We start from the raw sequence: 16,892 nt of genomic DNA, 5'->3' as shown, positions 1-16,892 counted from the left end.
CCGTTCCTCCGAAGCGAGGTTAATTCACGCTGTTTCGACCCGAATAACCGTTGCAGTCAGTTCCTCGCGCGTTGGCGTGGTCGTCTCGATATCGAGGGCGACAGCGAGTACGTAGGTCCGCCCCTGTCGTTCCTGTACGACGACGCCCTTCGTGGTCTGACAGGGGCCAAACTCCCGACTCGGTCCGTGCGGACAGTTGTCGCTGGCCCAGTGCTGCCCGCGGGTCTGATTGTACGTAATCTCGTATGTGATTCCGCTCTCGAGCCGTGCAGTCGTGACTGTGGTGATCACTGGCCGCAGTTCGTCTCGAACCGCATCTACCGCCTGCTCGCGCTCGGTCCAGCGAAACTTGCCGTCGACGGTTGCGACGGCGTCGTGGACGCCACGTTCGAGTGTTCGCTCTCCGTTCGCGGTGGGCTGTGTATCCCCCGAGACGATGTCGTCGTGATAGCCAAGTTGCAGGTAGGCAAACACCAGCGGCACCAGCGCCATCGCGAGCAGTGCGGCTGCGAGCAACACCACCTGCGCTCGCTCGCCCGCTCGTGAGCGATCCCCAGTCACGCGTACCACACTCGCAACGTGAGTGCGCCGTTTGCAGTCAACACTGTTGCCTCGCCAGTCGGAACTCCTCCCGGAAGTGGCTGTCCGACGGTTCCGTGTGGCGTCTCGACGCGAAACAGCACGTTCTCCGGTAGTATCCTGTCGACACGCCGTTCGAGTTCCCCGCGCTGTCGCTTGAAAGACTCGGCAGAACTGGTCACTTCCGTGAGCCGCGTCTGGTCGCCGTGTCTCGGCGACTCCTCTGACAGCAGCGTCGCCGCATCCGACGCGTAGGTGTCGAGTTGGGCCTGTGCGCGCCGGTCGTCGGAACTCGGGACACCGAGCCCAAATGCAAGTGTCACACTCGTCACGAGCAACACACCAAGTGCTGCCTCGACCGCCGTTATCGACGCCTGTCCTCTACTCATCGACTGTCACCGAAAGCGTTGCCTTCTGGGTTTCTCGTGGGTAGTACTCGATGGTGGTGCTTCCCGCTGGCGATGCATCGATCGACTCGAACGCGAACGTCGCAGTCTGATACGGAGAGACTGTCAGCTGATACGCTCCGTCGAGTCCGCTACGTTTGGCGAGAACGACTCGCTCGTTGACTGTGACCGTGCGGATAGTCGTCCCGTTTTTCGGCGCTATCGAAACTGTCGCGTTCGCCGTCCGCCGCGGGAGCGTTATCCGCGTGTTCGCAGTCAACGGTGCATCGATCGTGCGGGTCTGTCCCCGCTCGACGAGCACGATTCGCTCTATCGTTGTGCCTCTCTCTGGATCGCCAGCGACTGCGACTGGCTCACCGCCGAGCTGTATCTCCGCGTCTGCCCCGTCCGGAACTCCGTACCGGTTTCGGAGCGTCTCTCCGTCGAGATCCGACAGTTCAGTGGCGTTGATGACGTTTTGCCGATTGGTCAGCGGCGACTGCTCACCGACCAACTGGTCGGACAACCCCATAGCGGTCTGGCGCTCGACAGCCGACCGTTCGGCCGAGGTGAAGGCGTTGTCTGCGATGGCCACACCCAGCACGACCGTCACCGTCAGCAGGAGTAGTGCGATGCCGACAGCCGGGAGTTCGACTTGCCCTCTCATCTGTTCTCACGCACCGTGAGCCGTCGGTCGCCGCTCGATCCGCGTATCTCGACGACGAGGTCGCCACCGCTCTCCCATCGACTCTCCTGTACCGTGATGTCGGACGGAACAGCGAGTCGCGTCTCGACACCGATCCCCCGGTCTGGATGGACGAGTTCGATAGACTGTCCCGAGACGAGAATGGTGTAGCTGCTGTCCCCGATGGTTGCCGGAAGGTCGACGGTCGTTTGGCTCTCGACGTAGCCATCTGTCGCTGGCACAGCGTCTTCTATCCCTGCCGTGGCCGTGGCCAGCACTCGCTCGCTCATCTCCGCACTCGTCTCCGCCTCGTAACTGGGGAGGACGCCACCGAACAGGAGCGTTCCCATCCCGCCGACGTACAGCACCACAATTCCAGCCACGAGCAACTTCTCGACGACCGGGCTGACGGCGCGGTCGTCCTCTCGCAGTGGTGCTCTCGACCGGTCGTTCACGGCTCGGCTTCCGGTCATGATCCGACCTCCAGCCCGAGATTGTGCCGAACCAGATACCCGTCCCGCGTGCCAGGATACGTCGCAACGACGCTCTCGAACTCATCTCCGGCAAATGTTCGCCGCGTGGTCGTCGCACCCTGGTCCTCGAAGTACCGCTCGAACGGTTCCGGGGTTTTCGTCTCGATAGCGACAGCGAACTCGCCTCTTCCGAGTTCCCGTTCGGTGTGGGTCACGTTCGTCCGGAGTGTCGTGCTGACACCGCTCTCGCCGGAGACGCTCACGTCTTCTGCATCGAGAATCGGCGCGCCGATGACGAGTACCTCGGTTCGCTCTGAACTCGTGATCGGCGGTTCTGCGACTGTCCAGGCCTGTGCGTCCTGTCCGCGGATGACCGCACCTGCGAGTGCTGCGACGCGCCGGTCGCCCGTCTCGTAGATGAGCGCATCCACCTGTATCTTCTCGATGACTGTTCCGTCCTGAATCACGCGGAGGGTCCGCTCTGTCGTCCCGAGATGCCCTTCAGAAAACGTGATCTGTTGACTGTGAACGCCCGTCTGCTCGACGCCCTGCAGTGTCTCGGTCATTCCGTCCGCGACTCGATTCGCGTCTGCGTGCGACGCCTGTGAGTCGACGACGGTGCCGACGCCGACCGTCAACGTGCCGAGCGCGATGACAGCGAGTCCGGCCATGAGCGCGACGCCGACCACGTGTGACTGCGCGCGCATCATGCCACCCCCAACCCGGTGAACACGACGTAGGTCACGACGACGAGCAGACCGGAGTGCAACAGCGCCTCGTATCTACCGCGACTGGCCATGCCAGCGAACCAGCCACAGGCGATCACGGTCGCCTGTGTCACCAGATAGAACCGCTCGCGGTCGCGCGCCGGGTCGACTGCACCTGGGTCCAGCGCGATGCCAGTCGAGGCATCAGACACGGTCGAGAGTTGTGCGAAACCATCCAGGACGGTCGCGTTCACCGCGACGACGATGCCGACGACGAGCAACCCGGTCGTCCACCCGACCGCGACGTAGACGAGCAGCCGCGAGCGAAGTGCCTTGCGCTCGTGATAGAGCCGTCCGATCTCTGTTTCGAGTGTCTCGAATACGTGTTCGGTGTCGCTTCCTGCCTCGATTGCACCGACGACTAGCCCGACGGTCTGGGAGGCAAGCGGCGTTCCGACCCGGTCGACGAATCTGTCCAGTGCTGCGGCCTGAACGTCCTCGTCTGGTTCTGCGCTTCCCGTCAGCGTGAGATTGAAGGCGAGCGCGTCGACGTCTGACTGGAGCGGTCCCAGATCAACGTCGTCTGCGACCCGGGACACGGCCTCGGGAAACGGCCGCCCCAGACTCACGTGCCCGGAAACTGCGTGCACGAAGTCCCTGATCTCGCGGTCTTTCGCGTCGTCGCGTCGCTTTCGTCGGACTGCAACGAGGCCGACTGGGATCCCATACACTGCGTAGGTCAACAGGACGACGTTCACTGGCCCGTAGCCGAGCAGCCACAGTCCCACGCCCGTAGCGACTGTCGTCGGGGCAAACGCGACAGCAGCGCTTGCCGGGTTCGTTCGTGCGGTTGCAAGGACTGATTGAACTCCCGCTGGACGCCGATAGCTTGGTGTCGCGTGGTCAGTCGGACGGATCGCGGCGACTGCCCACGCTGCGCCCGCCCCGACGAACAGGACGAAGGCCACGCTCGCGTATACGAGCAGTTCCCTGTGCGTGACCGCTCCCAGCGGCGTCGCTATCTCTTCGGAGAGGGCTGGTGAGAGCACGCTCGCGACGGTCAGAATGAGAACGCCGAGCGCCGGAAAGACGAGTAACACGACGAACAACTCCGCGACGAGTTCGAGATAGCCGCCTGCTCGCTGGTGGACTCGCTTCTGTCTGTGCGAGAGCAGTCGTCCCTCCATCCGGAGATAGCTTTCGAGTGAATCGCGCCCCTGTGCTGCGTGCTCGCGGAACTTGAGCAGAAACGGTGAGAGCAGATCACGCGATGGTGTTTCGCGTGCGACCATCTCCAGCCCCTCGTCGAGACTGCCGGTCAGCGATGCCTTGTTCAGTGCCGCTCGGAACGATTCGGCGGTCGCACCGTATGCGTCCTGTCGGGCCACCCGTTCGAGCATCTCGCGCTGGTCGTTGCTCCCCGATGCAAGCACCCGCAGGTATCGGACTGCGCCGGGGAGGGTCCGCTCGATGTTCTCCCGTCGCGCCGACGCCACTTGTCCCAGATACACCCGACTTCCACGGAGCAGCGTCCACCGCACGGCCACGCCTGTCATCGTTGCGAGACCAACCGCTACGTACAGTCGCGGAATCGCTGGCAGCGTGACCTGGTTGAGAACGGGAAGTCCATTCTTGAGTACATCGCCAAGCAGTCTTGCGGCTGTCGTCGAGAACACGACGACGCTCACGAAGGTGAGCAGTCCCGCGCCGACTGCACACAGCCACGCAATCCCGTACACGCGGGCGATGAACACGTCGAAGTTCGTCTCAAGGCTCGCCTCGCGATACAGCCGTCGCTCTCTGTCGTGGTCCGTACTGTCTGCGTTCCTGGCAAACAGCGCGTACAGCCCCTTATCGACCGGACCGAGTTCGTCACCCGTCGCTGTACTCATCTCTCTCCCCCATCTCGACTCGCTCTGCCGACGGTGGTTCCCCCGTCTGTCGGCTGAGTCGCTCGACTGTCGCCGCCTCGTTGGTCTGTAAATCTGCAAGCAGATCGAACAGCCGGTCGAAGTCGTCGATTCCCTCCTTGACCATGTGTTTTACGTACCGATGCTTGCGATGGAACTCGTCCGCGACCGCCGATGTCCGCCTGTCGGTCATCGTCGCGATACCGTCGAACGTCTGGACGTGGTCTGCACTCTCGTCGTCTGTCAGCGGACTCTCGGCGAACTCGAACTCCCCCTCTGGTGTTCGCCACGCAACTGTATTCCAGTAGACCGGCGTTCCTTGTTTCTGGATGACACCACAGCGCTTCTCCCGGTCGAGCGCTCTGAACGACTGTTCGTCGAGCAGTTCGACCACCTCGCCAACGTAGCGCTCGCCGTCGACTCGTCGGGGAAAGACCACGATGTCGAGTTCGCGCAGCAGATACGGCGGCAACCCCTGCTCCACGACGCGGTTGACCAGCGTCTCGATGTCCGACGCGTGGGTCGTCCCGATGAGGCCGTGGCCCGTATTCAGGCTCTCGGCGAAGGTCTCGAAACTTGCGGTCGTGTTCACCTCTGCGATCACCTCCACGTCGGGATTGAGGTAGTTGCACTCGGTCATGAGGTCGGCCATCGTCACGCGCTTGTACTCGCTCTCGTGGTCTCGCGTGGTCAGCGAGACGCCCGTCTCGTGAGGGAGACGCACCTCTCGTGACCCCTCGTCGATGCTGATCGGGCGATCCTCGAAGGGGATGAAGGGCATGTGGGCGTTCATCAGCGTCGTCTTCCCTACCCCTGTCGGCCCCGAGAAGAGGACGACACCGTGATGTTCGTAACAGAGCCACAGCAACGCGACCAGTTCCGTCGGGAGGCTTCCTGTCTCGACCAGGTCGACTGGCGTCATGACGTCTTCTGACTGCTTGCGGATCGAGACGTGGGGACCGTCTTCGCTGATCGTCGGGAGCGCGACCGCACACCGAATCGTCTCCTCGACGCCGGGTGGGCTGAGATTTACCTTCGCGCTCGGCGTGCTCGCGTTCAACTCGGTTCCGTCCGCGGCAGCGATCTGTGTGACGACGTTGACGAAGGCCTGCTCGTCCTCGAAGGCCAGATTCGTCGGGATGCGTTCCGATCCTGTCATGTCTCTCGGAATGACCTTGATCCGCTCACCGACGCGGTTTACCTCGATATCTTCGAGGCGCGGATCCCGTATCGGGATGGTCAGTTTTCCGTGGCCGACGTAGTCCCGGAGAACGTAGTAGACGAGATCCGAGAGCCGGTCGCCGTCGTAGCGTCTGTCGACCGGCGGCACGGTCAGTCCGTACTCGCCGAGCGCCGACCGGATCCGGTACTGCGTGGCTTCCAACCACGCACGCGTGTTCTGGATATGTAATCGACGGGAGAGCAGTGTTTCCGCGCGCTCGCGAACGAACGCCACCTCGTCTTCGATCGCTCCGTCGACTGCAGTCTCCCAGATCCGCTCTTTGCACTCCTCGATGAGTTGTTCGTCGCCCGGAAGCAGGTCGGGTTCGCGAACCGCGTACTTCGTCGTGAACGGGTCCGTCCCCAGCAGGTTTTCCCGATATCGAACGACTGGGATCTCGAAGTCGTGAAAGGAGACGGTGTAACTCGCGAGTCGCTCGCTGGCGAATCGCTCGATGTACGCCGGGTCGTCTGGAAGCCCTGTCACCGCTGGCGCGTAATCGCTCGTGTGAACGACGATTCCGGCGTCGTCGGTGTCGGCCACTTCGATCGTCTCGTCGAGTGCGTACGGCGTCAGATCCCCCAGACACGCGACCGACGCGAGCGCGTGATACCGGATCCGCCGCGTCGCTGGGGGTGTCGCATCGATCAGTCGGTCCAGTGCTCGCTCGTATTTCGGGTCGAGTCCCTCTTCCATCACCTCGACCGCGCTCTCTCTCGTCTTCGGGCGCTTCAGGTGTGCCTCTGCAAAGTGTGACTGGACCGTCTCGACGGCCTCCTCGTCGGCCGCTGTCAGTGCTGGCTCCCGAACGTCGTATCGAAACTGCTCCCCGTCCCGTGAGATCGTCACCACCACGTTCGGGTACACCTCGTACTGGCTCTGTATGTCTGGTGCATACCATGCCTCCGGATCGTCCGGCGGCAACGGCGGCGGCACTGTTCCTTTGTCCCCGGTTTCCTCCATCGGTGTGTCCACGAGTTCGAGCCGTGTCTCCCCCATAGACACACGTTGGCTACCCCATCTCTCTTAAACTCTTGTAAATAGGATAGAGTATTCAGGGGGGACTAATGTCGATCTCAGAGAAAAATTCCCCTTGCAAGACGAAGTCGATCAGATACATGTGGTGAGTGTCCCGGAGAAACGCATATGACAGATGCCGTCATAACTTTCAGTATGGTGTCAACGACCACGCGTGACGATATGACGTGGTACGAGTGTGATAGCTGTGGGTTGCTGTTCGACAACAAGGACGACGCCAAACAGCACGAACAGAACTGCGACGCGGAGGACCCGTCCTACATTCAGTGAGCTACTCGTCGACGATTTCGAAGGAGCGCTCCTCGAACTGGTCTTCCTCGAAGACGAACACGCGCCCGTCGACGGCCGCGTGGTCGACTTGCACTGTGACCCGGTACTGTCCCCCGTCGACCGTGACGCCGGGAAACACCATCGCCTCCTCCTCGCGCCCGACGAGGACGCGACCGACGCCCGATTCGTCGAGGATGTCGTCGCCGGTCTTGCGCTCGTTGACATACACCAGTACACCACGTGTCCCCTCCTCGTCGACGACGAGGACGTGAACGTCCTTGCCGGGTGCGGTGGTGTGTGGCGTCTCGACTGCCGTCGGGACGCCGTGATAGAACACCTCGCGCCCATCAGTGTACTCGACTGCGATCCCCCGGTCGGTCAGCGCGACGGTGAGCGTATCCGGGGAGACCTCCGAATGGTCGGCCATACCGTCGTCTCCGCCTCAGTGCGTATAACCCATTCTTTCTGGACCGGAGACAACTCTCCTCCCGTCTGAGCCCCGGGTCAGCGTTCACTGCACAGCGGCCGACTCCGACAGCAACGCGGCAACTTCGTCGAGTCCGCTCACCTCGTGAGTCGGCTGGGTGGACAGAGTGGCGTCGCGGTTGTGGTCGCGCCGGAGGAAGGCGGTGTCCATCCCAGCGCGTTGTCCGGCGATGATGTCTGTCTCCTTGTCCCCGACATACAGTGGGTTATCGACGCCGAGGTCAGCTTTCGCCGCTTCGAGAAAGACTGGCTCCGGTTTCTTCCGTTCGAGACTCGACAGATGTGGCTCCCGTGCGTGAACCGTCTCGACATAGTCTGTCATCTCGTAGTGGTCCAGCACAAACTCGACGAACCGGGTCTGGTTGTTGCTCGCGACCCCGACAGGATGATCGAGATTTGCGATCGCCGTCGTGTCGTCGAAGGCGATTTTCTCCCCGGCGTGAACCGCTTCGGTCAGCACGTCGGCCATACAGTCGTCGCGATACTGCCAGAGCTGTTCGGGATCGATTCCGAGCTGGTCTCCGAGCGAATGCACTTCGTCGTGGGTGATGCTGTTTGCGAGCGGCGTTATCTGTTCGCGTGTGGGCTGATCGAAGCCATCAGGTTCGACCGTCGCTTCGAACTTTTGCTGGAAGGCTGGCACCCGGATGTCGCTCCCGAGAACATTCACGAGAACGCCGTCGTGGTCGAGGAGGAGACTGTCGTAGCCGGTCATCAGAGTGATTCGCCGCCGATATCGGGGTCGTCTCCGAAGTCCGGTTCGTCGTCACCTTCGGTCTCGAACGCTTCCGGTGGCCGCCCGGCCTCGTCGATCACTTCGTCACTGACGATCAGCGGGCAGTCCACACGCAGCGACAGCGCGATGCCGTCGGAGGGGCGCGCGTCGAACACCGCCTGCTTGCGCTCGCCGCCGTGATACTGTTCGGTGTCGATTTTCGCGTAGAAGGTTCCGTCGGCCAGGTCGTCGATCCGAACGCGGTCGATCGCTGCGCCGAACTCGGCGACCATCTCCACGAACAGGTCGTGGGTCAGCGGTCGCTCGAACGGCTCCCCCTCGATCGCGAGTTGCATCGACTGCGCCTGATCAGAGCTAACGAAAATCGGGATCAGTTGCTCGCGAGCCCGCAGAATGACGACCGGCGCACCTGGTCCCTCCTCGCTCATCCCGACACCGACACCCTCGACCGTGGCCTCGTGTTCCATATGCTCCGGTACGTGTGCTGGCGTGAAAAGGCTGTTCCGCCCGATCACGCAAAGAGGTCGTCGACGGCCCCACGGGCCGCGAGTGCGGCGTCGTCTGCGACCTGCGCCGCGTCGCCGGGTGCGTCGAGGTAGATGTCGACCTCGAGCTGTCCGTCCTCGAACGTGACCGTCACGTCCAGATCCTGGACTTCAGACCGCGAGTAGCGGGAAAACACGACTGATTCTGCCGCGTTGGCTGCTGTCTCGACGACGGTCGTTTCGTCTGGTTGGTCGACACTCTCGTCCGACCTGTTAGACCCCTGATCCCCGCCCTCAGACGAGTCCTCTCCGCCGTTTCCTTCGGGTGGCCTCATGCGCCGCCGGGACCGCCCATGCCGCCGGGACCGCCGCCAGGTCCGCCGCCGAGCATCTGCTGGAGTTCCTCCTGCAGTTCCTCGAACTGCTCCTGGACGCGCTCTTCCTGTTTTTCGAGGGTCTCGACGCGAACTTCGAGGCTGTTGACCTTCTCGTCCAGATCTTCCTGTGCCTCGTCGTACTCTGTCTTGACGAGCAACTCGCCGAGCTGTCGGTACATCGTGGTGTCCGCACCGACGTCTTCGAGTTGCTCAAGCGCGTTCTGGGACTCGGTGAGTTCCGTTTCGGCCTGCTGTTTCTGTGCGGCGACCTGTTGTGCGGTCTCCTGCAGATCCTGTAGCTCCTCGAGCTTCTCCTGTGCTTCCGGTGGAAGATTGCCCTGCATACCAATCACCTCGGGGCCCGACGTGTTAAACCCACGCTTATCGAACGACACCCCCATCTGGACGAATTTCCGCCGCTTACCGACTCACGCCGCGCTCGATCCGGTCTCATCTCATTTGACTGCTCGCCGACGCCGCCCCGATTCGCTCTGCGACGCCGACAAGCGAGAGCCAGGTGTTCAGCCCGGCCCGTAGTGCCACAATATCGCGTGCTTCGATCCGCACGTCGAGACTGTTGCCATCCCGCGCGAGTTGTGTGTGGCTCCGCTCGTCGGCGATGTCTGCGACTTCCGGCGCAAGCGCACGCTCGATTCGCCGCGCGGCTTCGGGAGAGTCGTACTCGAAGGAGAGAACTGTTTCGTGGCGCACGCGCGTCGACTACTCGACGTTGATCTCTTTGATGTCGCGGCTGCGCTCCTTGAGGAGCACGCGGTGCCCGCAGTACGGACAGCGCACGCCGCCGTACTCGTCGAGCGTCACGTCACGTTTGCAGCGCGAACACTTGTAGCTCATTCGTCGTCCTCGGAGAGCGCAGCGCGGATAGAGCGCGTGACCGTCTTTCCGGCCGGCGTTTCCGGTCTGTATGCGCCACCGGTGAACTTCTCGCCAGTCTCTTCGTTGACCCAGATGCCGGTCCCGACCCGTTTGACGTCGTCGCCGTCGACTGTCGCCGACCGCATCTCCTCTTCGATCTCGGCGACCCGTCGGCGGGAGACCCGGCCGTAGCGGGCACCGAACCGACCGGCACTCCCGGTTCTGTTCTCGTTGTCGCTCATAGTACACCATCTTCAGCCGAGCGGCCAAATAAACCCTGCGAGTTTCACACGACCGAATTGGACGAACCGCCCCCGAGCTTGAAATACGATCCCGAGACGATCCGCGGCCATGCTCTGATCCCGCACTCCGACGGGGTCGCGATTGCGTGACACGACTCGTCGGTTGCCCGATGGCTGTTGCCGCCGTAGTGTCATCTGCTGGCTGTTGCCATCATAGTGTCACCTGTTCGCCTCCTTCAACTCGGCGTCGACCAGCGCGTCGTTGATGTCGGCCCGGACGTGTTCCCCGAGTTCCCGGTCACTCGCTGTCGTCACGACCCGGTTTTCCTGAACGCTCGACCCGTCTCTGACGAGCAGACGGACGTTCCCGTTCTCGTCGGCCCGCGTCGCCTTCGCGTGCAGACCGGATTGGGATCCGGACCCGCCTGCATCGATGGGGCCGGGAATAATCTTCTTGACGTGTGGGTGATCCGCCACGACTTCGAGCGCCTGTCTGCCGGTTCGGCCGCCGATGAGCGTCGAGTGAGTGCCACCGAGTTTCTCCGCGACCGACGCCTCAACGACTTCAAGTGCCGGTTCTCCGCGGCGCTCGATCACCGTCTCTACGGGGTCGTCACCTTCGATGCGGTAGAACTCGTACCGGAGCTGTGCCCGAACCGCGCGAAGCACCTCCCGATTCCCGGTCGCGTACACCGACTCCGGCCGCTTTCGGCGCACGTCGTCTGCGATCTGTCCGGCGAAAAACCGGACCTCGGACCGAACCCGCTCGCCGTCGGTCTCCGGCGTCGTCGTGACCGTCCGGCGACCGAGCACGCGCTCGCCCGACAGCGTGTGGACGGTTGCCCGCTCGCGCCCGAGTTCGAGCACGACCGTGTCGGCGTTTGCGCTCCGACAGACCAGACAGTAGTCGCCCGGTCTGTCGAGTTCCGACCCGCAGTGCCGACAGTGCACGTGTTAGATTTCGCGTCAGCGTCGATAAGTTCGGCGTTCTACAGATCCGCCGGATCAGCCTTCAGAAACTCCCGCAGGACGACCGTGGCGTAGGACCCGCGGGGTAGACTGAACGAGAGCGTCAGCGGATCCGTCTCCAGTCCGAGATCGGTCCTGATAGCGACCGCCCGACGGGTGCCACTGGAGTCGAATTCACCAGGAAGCGAGAAATCGTCCGGTTCGACACCTACTGCGTCCAGCACCTCGCGTTCGATTTCGCCAGGCTTCCCGTCGGCCAGTTCAGTCTCCGTTCCGACCAGCGGCGCGGTCACAAACGCGCGCCCGCGCTCGCAGTGGCGCGTGACCGACGCGATTCGATCCTTGTCGACGCGCTGCGTTCGTGACTGGTCAGGCACGACCAGATCGGCAGGTGCGTCGCTGTCGGCAAAGCAGACCACGTCCCCGGCAACCGGTCGGTCGAAGGGCAGTCCCCGCTCTAACCGCGCCGAGACGATTCGGTTGAACAGATAGGACTGCGCGGCGTTGACAAACAGTTGCTGGAGATTCGTCGGAACCGTCTCCAGCGCCGCCTGGAAATCGGCTTCCGTCTCGTCGCCTTCGACGAGACGATGTAGCATCGCCCGCTCGTAGCCGAGATGCCGCGGAAACCGTTCGAGTGCTTCCGCCCAATCGTGGGTTCGGTCGACGAATGCGCGTTCCTGACGGGTTCGCTCTGGTTCGCGTTCAGATGGATTTCCTACGTAGGTGAGAACTGCCTGCTCCCAGTCGCCACGGACGATCGCCAGTCCGACTTCGTGTGTCACCGGGCGATGGCTCCCGAACCGCTGCTGTCCAAAGTAGTTCGGAACCGCAATCGCGTCGTCGTTCCCTCCGGCGAAGTCACGGAGTTGTTCGGCTATCGGCGCTGCCTGCTCTGGCCGGTCGGCGTCACGAATGACGATCTCGAAGGCGTTCCCGGCAAGATCACCGAACAGGATCGGCCGCCCTGCTCGCCCGACGACTTCGATAGTTGCGTCTGAGATGTCAGGCACTTCCTCGGGATTGATTCCGTCGAAGGTAAACAATTGCGTGGTCACCGCGTGCTTGTCCTTCGTCCCGGCCCAGGAGACGCGCTCGCGGGAGATGCCGAGTCGATCGGAGACCGATCCGGCGAAGTCGTTCGTGTCCCAACTCCGGAGCGTGACTCGGACGACAAGATGCGGGTAGGCGTCCGAGTTGGCGTCGACGGGAGCAGTCTCGAATTGTTCGAGTTCCCGGACCCGGAAATCTTCGGGCGTCGCTCTGAGTCGGCCGCTGGTGCCGTCGGCGTCGCTCACGTACTGTCGGATGCCGACCGATCGTTCGACTGGATGGGCGTCTCGCATCGCAACTATCCCGTGGTCTGACCCGCCGACATAAATCGGCACCGACCGCCATTCTTAAACGCGTGATCGCCGTATGGATCGATATGAGTACAACGCCGTCCGAGGAGGACCTCTCGGAGGACGAACGCCGCGGACTCGAACTCGTCCGGGAGTCCGGTGGGATCCATCAGAGCGATTTCTGGAAGGAACTCGACGTGTCGTCGAGAAAGGGGAGCCGAATCGTCGATTCCCTCTCCGAGAAGGGGCTCATCGACCGAGACGAGACGGTCTACAACGGACACAACACGTACTATCTGTCGCCAACGGCAGCGGATCTCGACTTCTCCTTGCTCATGGCTGGTGATATGCTCTCGCCCTTTGTCGGTGACGAGGAAATCGACCCCCAGAGCGACGCCTTCTCGCAGTTCGTGATGAATCTGGCCTACGAGGAGTAATCGAGCCGCCAATTTTCGCGTCCGTCGGTCGCGCAATACAGCTCCGTTCGCGCCGCCAATCGTTTCAGTCTTCCAGTGCCTCGGCGATTCGGTCGAGCGATCGCCGCACGTCGTGGACTTCGTCACGGAGTTTCTGGATCTCACGGACGAGTTCCTCGCTGTCGCCTTCCGATCCGCCGGGGCCGCCTCTGCCACCGGGACCGCCGCCCATGCCGCCGGGGCCGCCACCGCCGCCCATCATGCCGCCCATCATCTGTGCGAAGGGGTTGCCGCCGCCCATGCCGCCGGGGCCGCCGCCACCCATCATCTCTTCGGGTGGTTCGCGGCCACCTTCTTCGTCGCCTTCCTCTGCGCGCTTCTGTCGAATCTCCTCGACGCGCTCTCGGAAGGATTTTTCCTCGCTGTCTCCTTCGGACTCTGTCGGTTCACTTTCTGGGTCTGCCGAATCGTCGTTTTCCTCAGGTTCGTCTGCCATATGTTCGCTTTTTGTGCTTGCCGGAAAAGCGTTCCGTCCCGACAAAACCACAGCAGCGTCCACGAACCGTCAGCGGACGGCGCGGCGACCGAACCCCTTTAGTTTCGCCCCGAGAATTCCCGAGTGATGAACGCGCTCGTGGTCGGTTCCGGGGCGATGGGCCGCTGGTTCGGTGAGGTACTCGTGGACCTCGACAGTTCGATCTCCTTTCTCGATGCCGACACAGTCGTCGCACGCGAGGCCGCCGATGCCGTCGGCGGGAACGCCGTCGAAACCTCCGTCGACGAAACGTTCGATCTCGTCGTCATCGCCGTTCCGATCCCGACGGCACCGACGGCAATCGAGACGTACGCCGACAGCGCACGACAGGCCATCGTCGACCTGACCGGGACGATGACCGACCCCGTCGAGGCGATGCGAGCACACGCCGCTGACCTCGAACGCGCCAGCCTGCATCCGCTCTTTGCACCCGAAAACGAACCGGGCAACATCCCGGTGGTCGTCGACAGCGCAGGCCCACTCACCGACCGCGTCTGTGACCAGTTGGTCGCCCGCGATAACACCGTCTTCGAGACGGACGCCGCGACACACGACGAGGCGATGGAGACCGTACAGGCCCGAACCCACGCGGCCGTCCTCGCGTTCGCACTCGCCGCCGAGAACGTTCCCGACCGATATCACACCCCCATCTCGGCCGAACTGACAGCACTCGCTGACCAGGTGACTGATGGGGACGCCAGGGTGTACGCTGACATTCAGGCCGCCTTCGACGGTGCCGAGTCGGTCGCCGATGCGGCCAGACAGATCGCCGAGACGGACGAGGAGGGCTTCAAACGACTCTACGAGCGCGCCGGTGACAGATGAACGCAGACCAGCGCACCCGGATACGTGATACCGCCAAGTATCTCCGCGAGGTCCGCCCGGTAGACCCCGAGGAGGTCTACGAGTACGTCGAGGGACAGCCACACCCGGCAGCGGTCAGGCAGGTGCTCAGAGAGAGTGCGACCGACCTCGGACTGGTCGAGCGCCCCGACGGGGCCTTCGAACCGGTCTCCGAGTCGCCACTCACGCCCGACTTCCACGGTGTCGAGCGGGTGCCCGAGATAGTGACGTCGGTTCTCGACGACAGACTCGTCGAGACGTTCGGCCCGGAGTGGCCCCACGATACTTCGGGGGACCGACTCCGGTCGCTCGTTCGCGATTTCAAGCACCGGTATCTCCGCGGTGAGACGGTCACCTACGACGTGGAGACGGCGCTTGGATACGCTATCTATCATCTGCCGTCGTACTTCGCGGCCACGCAGTACGTGCTGGCGGAACTTGCCGACGCGGCGTTGCTCCCCTCGGACCTCCGAGTGCTTGATGTCGGCGCTGGCGTCGGCGGGCCAGCGCTCGGACTCGACGCCTTCGTCCCTGACGACGCGCTCGTCGAGTATCACGCCGTCGAGCCAAGCGACGCTGTCTCCGTCCTGAACCCCCTGCTCGAAACCACCGGCCGGAACGTCCACACACACGTTCACGAGACGACCATCGAGACCTTCGAACCGGAGGGGAGCTACGACCTGATCCTCTGTGCGAACGTCCTCTCGGAACTCGACGAGCCATCCGCCGTACTCGCTGACCTGTTCGAGTCGCTCGACCCAGCAGGCACAGTCCTCGCACTCGCGCCAGCGGATCGACAGACTGCGACCCATCTGCGGACGGTCGAACGGCGCGTGGAGCACGACGCTGGCGCGACGGTGTACGCGCCGACGGTTCGACTGTGGCCGAACCATCGCCCCGAAAGCGAGTGCTGGTCGTTCGACCGCAAGCCCGACCTCGTGGTACCTGACTTCCAGCGCCGACTCGACGAGGGCAGACGCGACGACGACGCGCAGGCCGACCGAGAACCCGGCGACGGCGAGTTCGTCAACGTCGACGTGCAGTACGCCTACTCACTGCTCCGGGCGGACGACCGCGTGGCAATCGACTTCACGCCCACGCGCGATCGATATGCGATGTTTGCGAGTTCCGACGAGCGGGTCACCGAGCGAATCGACTGTGTCGCAGTCAAACTGAGTCACGACCTCTCCGACGGCGGCAACCCCCTGTTTCTGGTCGGCGACGGGAGCGAACGCCGGGACCACTTCGCCGTTTGCACGAAGGAATCGGCGCTCAATCGCGACCTGCGCGAGGCCGGATACGGTGACCTGCTCGCCTTCGAGAACGTCCTGCTTCTGTACAACGACGACGAGGCGGCGTACAATCTGGTCGTCGACGGCGAGACTGTCGTCGACCGAATTCCGGTGTGAAACCGGTGGGGTGAGATCGATGCGCTGGTGCACGACTGTGTCTGAGAGCGCCAGCTTGAAGCGTCGACTCCACTCACAGTGTCTATGGACGAGCCTTCGATCCTTCTGACCAACGACGACGGCATCGACGCCGCTGGGTTGCACGCCGTCTACGACGCGCTGTCGACGGTCGGAACGGTCACGGTCGTCGCGCCCGCCGAGGACCAGAGCGCCGTCGGGCGGACCGTCTCGAACACTGTCTCTGTTCGCGACCACGAACTCGGCTACGTCATCGAGGGCACGCCAGCCGACAGCGTGATCGCTGGCGTCTCATCGCTGTGTCCCGACATCGACCTGGTCGTCGCTGGCTGCAACCGCGGCGCGAATCTCGGTGCGGCGACGCTCGGGCGCTCCGGTACGGTCAGCGCCGCCGTCGAGGCCGCGTTGCTCGACGTTCCGGCCATCGCCGTCTCGATGTACATCCCCGTCGACGAGTACGCGACCGGCGATGCCCTGTCCGTTCCGGACGACCAGTACGCCGAGGCGGTCCGGGCGACGAAATATCTCGTCGAGCACACCCTCGACGTTGGCGTATTCGAGGTAGCCGATTACCTGAATCTCAACGCCCCGGTTGCGGACCGAGCGACGGGGAAACTCACAGTCACGCGCCCCTCCGAGGTCTACCGGATGGACGCCAGTCGGTCTGGTACCACGGTCGAACTCAACGACGCCATCTGGGAACTGATGGCAAACGGCGACATCCCGGACGCGGAGGGGACCGACCGTCGTGCCATCCTTGACGGACACGTGAGCGTCTCGCCGCTCACCGCTCCTCACACCACCGAACACCACCGTGCGCTCGACGCGCTCGCGGACACGTATCCCGACGAGTGATACTGTCGGCTTCGTAGCTGGCATATCTTTAA

At 63.2% G+C, this 16,892-nt stretch carries 23 protein-coding genes; 5 read left to right on the top strand and 18 right to left on the bottom strand.

The window, feature by feature from the left end; all coding sequences use genetic code 11:
* Window positions 1-24: 24 nt before the first annotated feature.
* From ACMGFL_RS13395 to ACMGFL_RS13365, 7 genes are read right to left on the bottom strand one after another with little or no spacing between them, the layout of a single operon-like run.
* A complete protein-coding gene (locus tag ACMGFL_RS13395; RefSeq protein WP_436936037.1) occupies window positions 25-561 on the bottom strand; it encodes a DUF7261 family protein in 537 nt (178 codons plus the stop codon).
* Entirely contained in the window at window positions 558-968 is a 411-nt protein-coding gene (locus tag ACMGFL_RS13390) for a DUF7262 family protein (protein WP_436936036.1), read from the bottom strand. Before ACMGFL_RS13390 ends, ACMGFL_RS13395 begins: the two co-directional genes overlap by 4 nt.
* A complete protein-coding gene (locus tag ACMGFL_RS13385) occupies window positions 961-1,632 on the bottom strand; it encodes a DUF7263 family protein (RefSeq protein WP_436936035.1) in 672 nt (223 codons plus the stop codon). Before ACMGFL_RS13385 ends, ACMGFL_RS13390 begins: the two co-directional genes overlap by 8 nt.
* Complete coding sequence (locus ACMGFL_RS13380; protein WP_436936034.1) at window positions 1,629-2,123, bottom strand: DUF7266 family protein; 495 nt, start codon at window positions 2,121-2,123, stop codon at window positions 1,629-1,631. Before ACMGFL_RS13380 ends, ACMGFL_RS13385 begins: the two co-directional genes overlap by 4 nt.
* Entirely contained in the window at window positions 2,120-2,830 is a 711-nt protein-coding gene (locus ACMGFL_RS13375) for a DUF7289 family protein (protein ID WP_436936033.1), read from the bottom strand. The genes ACMGFL_RS13380 and ACMGFL_RS13375 overlap by 4 nt, the downstream gene beginning before the upstream one ends.
* Window positions 2,830-4,722: a type II secretion system F family protein gene (locus ACMGFL_RS13370; RefSeq protein WP_436936032.1), complete on the bottom strand. Its 1,893-nt coding sequence runs from the start codon at window positions 4,720-4,722 to the stop codon at window positions 2,830-2,832. The genes ACMGFL_RS13375 and ACMGFL_RS13370 overlap by 1 nt, the downstream gene beginning before the upstream one ends.
* On the bottom strand, window positions 4,703-6,961 hold the full coding sequence (locus ACMGFL_RS13365) for a type II/IV secretion system ATPase subunit (RefSeq protein WP_436936031.1): 2,259 nt from the start codon (window positions 6,959-6,961) through the stop codon (window positions 4,703-4,705). Before ACMGFL_RS13365 ends, ACMGFL_RS13370 begins: the two co-directional genes overlap by 20 nt.
* 174 nt (window positions 6,962-7,135) lie before the next feature.
* Here ACMGFL_RS13365 and ACMGFL_RS13360 point away from each other — a divergent pair, with 174 nt between their 5' ends.
* A complete protein-coding gene (locus tag ACMGFL_RS13360; RefSeq protein ID WP_436936030.1) occupies window positions 7,136-7,270 on the top strand; it encodes a DUF7128 family protein in 135 nt (44 codons plus the stop codon).
* Between the two features lies 1 nt (window position 7,271).
* Here ACMGFL_RS13360 and ACMGFL_RS13355 read toward each other — a convergent pair whose 3' ends face one another.
* From ACMGFL_RS13355 to truD, 10 genes are all read right to left on the bottom strand, one after another.
* On the bottom strand, window positions 7,272-7,697 hold the full coding sequence (locus tag ACMGFL_RS13355) for a DUF5796 family protein (protein ID WP_436936029.1): 426 nt from the start codon (window positions 7,695-7,697) through the stop codon (window positions 7,272-7,274).
* Between the two features lie 84 nt (window positions 7,698-7,781).
* Window positions 7,782-8,471: an HAD family hydrolase gene (locus tag ACMGFL_RS13350; protein WP_436936028.1), complete on the bottom strand. Its 690-nt coding sequence runs from the start codon at window positions 8,469-8,471 to the stop codon at window positions 7,782-7,784.
* Entirely contained in the window at window positions 8,471-8,959 is a 489-nt protein-coding gene (locus ACMGFL_RS13345; RefSeq protein WP_436936027.1) for a bifunctional nuclease family protein, read from the bottom strand. The genes ACMGFL_RS13350 and ACMGFL_RS13345 overlap by 1 nt, the downstream gene beginning before the upstream one ends.
* Before the next feature lie 44 nt (window positions 8,960-9,003).
* A complete protein-coding gene (locus ACMGFL_RS13340) occupies window positions 9,004-9,312 on the bottom strand; it encodes a DUF3194 domain-containing protein (RefSeq protein WP_436936026.1) in 309 nt (102 codons plus the stop codon).
* On the bottom strand, window positions 9,309-9,698 hold the full coding sequence (locus ACMGFL_RS13335) for a prefoldin subunit beta (protein WP_436936025.1): 390 nt from the start codon (window positions 9,696-9,698) through the stop codon (window positions 9,309-9,311). The genes ACMGFL_RS13340 and ACMGFL_RS13335 overlap by 4 nt, the downstream gene beginning before the upstream one ends.
* Window positions 9,699-9,804: 106 nt before the next feature.
* The gene (locus ACMGFL_RS13330) at window positions 9,805-10,065 is read right to left on the bottom strand and encodes a KEOPS complex subunit Pcc1 (RefSeq protein WP_436936024.1); all 261 of its coding nucleotides are present in this window, start codon (window positions 10,063-10,065) and stop codon (window positions 9,805-9,807) included.
* Between the two features lie 9 nt (window positions 10,066-10,074).
* Window positions 10,075-10,209, bottom strand: coding sequence for a DNA-directed RNA polymerase subunit P (locus ACMGFL_RS13325; protein ID WP_436936023.1), 135 nt, complete (start codon window positions 10,207-10,209; stop codon window positions 10,075-10,077).
* A complete protein-coding gene (locus ACMGFL_RS13320) occupies window positions 10,206-10,472 on the bottom strand; it encodes a 50S ribosomal protein L37ae (RefSeq protein ID WP_436936022.1) in 267 nt (88 codons plus the stop codon). The genes ACMGFL_RS13325 and ACMGFL_RS13320 overlap by 4 nt, the downstream gene beginning before the upstream one ends.
* A gap of 219 nt (window positions 10,473-10,691) precedes the next feature.
* The gene (locus ACMGFL_RS13315) at window positions 10,692-11,423 is read right to left on the bottom strand and encodes a DUF2103 domain-containing protein (protein WP_436936021.1); all 732 of its coding nucleotides are present in this window, start codon (window positions 11,421-11,423) and stop codon (window positions 10,692-10,694) included.
* A gap of 38 nt (window positions 11,424-11,461) precedes the next feature.
* Window positions 11,462-12,787, bottom strand: a complete 1,326-nt coding sequence (truD, locus tag ACMGFL_RS13310; protein ID WP_436936020.1) for a tRNA pseudouridine(13) synthase TruD — start codon at window positions 12,785-12,787, stop codon at window positions 11,462-11,464.
* An 83-nt stretch (window positions 12,788-12,870) separates the two neighbouring features.
* Here truD and ACMGFL_RS13305 point away from each other — a divergent pair, with 83 nt between their 5' ends.
* Entirely contained in the window at window positions 12,871-13,221 is a 351-nt protein-coding gene (locus ACMGFL_RS13305) for a helix-turn-helix transcriptional regulator (RefSeq protein ID WP_436936019.1), read from the top strand.
* Window positions 13,222-13,285: 64 nt separating this feature from the next.
* On the opposite strand, the gene ACMGFL_RS13300 is transcribed toward ACMGFL_RS13305, so the two are convergent.
* Window positions 13,286-13,696 (bottom strand): hypothetical protein, encoded by a 411-nt coding sequence (locus ACMGFL_RS13300; RefSeq protein WP_436936018.1) that lies wholly within the window; start codon window positions 13,694-13,696, stop codon window positions 13,286-13,288.
* 126 nt (window positions 13,697-13,822) lie between these two features.
* Between ACMGFL_RS13300 and ACMGFL_RS13295 the strand changes: the two genes are divergently transcribed.
* From ACMGFL_RS13295 to surE, 3 genes are all read left to right on the top strand, one after another.
* Window positions 13,823-14,560 (top strand): prephenate dehydrogenase, encoded by a 738-nt coding sequence (locus ACMGFL_RS13295; protein WP_436936017.1) that lies wholly within the window; start codon window positions 13,823-13,825, stop codon window positions 14,558-14,560.
* On the top strand, window positions 14,557-15,987 hold the full coding sequence (locus ACMGFL_RS13290) for a DUF8157 domain-containing protein (protein ID WP_436936016.1): 1,431 nt from the start codon (window positions 14,557-14,559) through the stop codon (window positions 15,985-15,987). Before ACMGFL_RS13295 ends, ACMGFL_RS13290 begins: the two co-directional genes overlap by 4 nt.
* A gap of 84 nt (window positions 15,988-16,071) precedes the next feature.
* Window positions 16,072-16,860, top strand: a complete 789-nt coding sequence (gene surE, locus ACMGFL_RS13285) for a 5'/3'-nucleotidase SurE (protein WP_436936015.1) — start codon at window positions 16,072-16,074, stop codon at window positions 16,858-16,860.
* Window positions 16,861-16,892: the final 32 nt, after the last annotated feature.

The sequence above is a fragment of the Halovenus marina genome (assembly GCF_051414115.1).
Lineage (GTDB): Archaea > Halobacteriota > Halobacteria > Halobacteriales > Haloarculaceae > Halovenus > Halovenus marina.
The sequence above is the reverse complement of the archived record's forward strand: the minus strand, read 5'-3'. Positions and strand labels throughout refer to the sequence as shown.

Bases quoted from the DNA above. Each gene is read 5' to 3' on its own strand.
- ACMGFL_RS13390 (WP_436936036.1), bottom strand. From the start codon at position 968: ATGAGTAGAGGACAGGCGTCGATAACGGCGGTCGAGGCAGCACTTGGT.
- ACMGFL_RS13385 (WP_436936035.1), bottom strand. From the start codon at position 1,632: ATGAGAGGGCAAGTCGAACTCCCGGCTGTCGGCATCGCACTACTCCTG.
- ACMGFL_RS13380 (WP_436936034.1), bottom strand. From the start codon at position 2,123: ATGACCGGAAGCCGAGCCGTGAACGACCGGTCGAGAGCACCACTGCGA.
- ACMGFL_RS13375 (WP_436936033.1), bottom strand. From the start codon at position 2,830: ATGCGCGCGCAGTCACACGTGGTCGGCGTCGCGCTCATGGCCGGACTC.
- ACMGFL_RS13370 (WP_436936032.1), bottom strand. From the start codon at position 4,722: ATGAGTACAGCGACGGGTGACGAACTCGGTCCGGTCGATAAGGGGCTG.
- ACMGFL_RS13365 (WP_436936031.1), bottom strand. From the start codon at position 6,961: ATGGGGGAGACACGGCTCGAACTCGTGGACACACCGATGGAGGAAACC.
- ACMGFL_RS13360 (WP_436936030.1), top strand. From the start codon at position 7,136: ATGGTGTCAACGACCACGCGTGACGATATGACGTGGTACGAGTGTGAT.
- ACMGFL_RS13355 (WP_436936029.1), bottom strand. From the start codon at position 7,697: ATGGCCGACCATTCGGAGGTCTCCCCGGATACGCTCACCGTCGCGCTG.
- ACMGFL_RS13350 (WP_436936028.1), bottom strand. From the start codon at position 8,471: ATGACCGGCTACGACAGTCTCCTCCTCGACCACGACGGCGTTCTCGTG.
- ACMGFL_RS13345 (WP_436936027.1), bottom strand. From the start codon at position 8,959: ATGGAACACGAGGCCACGGTCGAGGGTGTCGGTGTCGGGATGAGCGAG.
- ACMGFL_RS13340 (WP_436936026.1), bottom strand. From the start codon at position 9,312: ATGAGGCCACCCGAAGGAAACGGCGGAGAGGACTCGTCTGAGGGCGGG.
- ACMGFL_RS13335 (WP_436936025.1), bottom strand. From the start codon at position 9,698: ATGCAGGGCAATCTTCCACCGGAAGCACAGGAGAAGCTCGAGGAGCTA.
- ACMGFL_RS13325 (WP_436936023.1), bottom strand. From the start codon at position 10,209: ATGAGCTACAAGTGTTCGCGCTGCAAACGTGACGTGACGCTCGACGAG.
- ACMGFL_RS13320 (WP_436936022.1), bottom strand. From the start codon at position 10,472: ATGAGCGACAACGAGAACAGAACCGGGAGTGCCGGTCGGTTCGGTGCC.
- truD (WP_436936020.1), bottom strand. From the start codon at position 12,787: ATGCGAGACGCCCATCCAGTCGAACGATCGGTCGGCATCCGACAGTAC.
- ACMGFL_RS13305 (WP_436936019.1), top strand. From the start codon at position 12,871: ATGAGTACAACGCCGTCCGAGGAGGACCTCTCGGAGGACGAACGCCGC.
- ACMGFL_RS13300 (WP_436936018.1), bottom strand. From the start codon at position 13,696: ATGGCAGACGAACCTGAGGAAAACGACGATTCGGCAGACCCAGAAAGT.
- ACMGFL_RS13295 (WP_436936017.1), top strand. From the start codon at position 13,823: ATGAACGCGCTCGTGGTCGGTTCCGGGGCGATGGGCCGCTGGTTCGGT.
- ACMGFL_RS13290 (WP_436936016.1), top strand. From the start codon at position 14,557: ATGAACGCAGACCAGCGCACCCGGATACGTGATACCGCCAAGTATCTC.
- surE (WP_436936015.1), top strand. From the start codon at position 16,072: ATGGACGAGCCTTCGATCCTTCTGACCAACGACGACGGCATCGACGCC.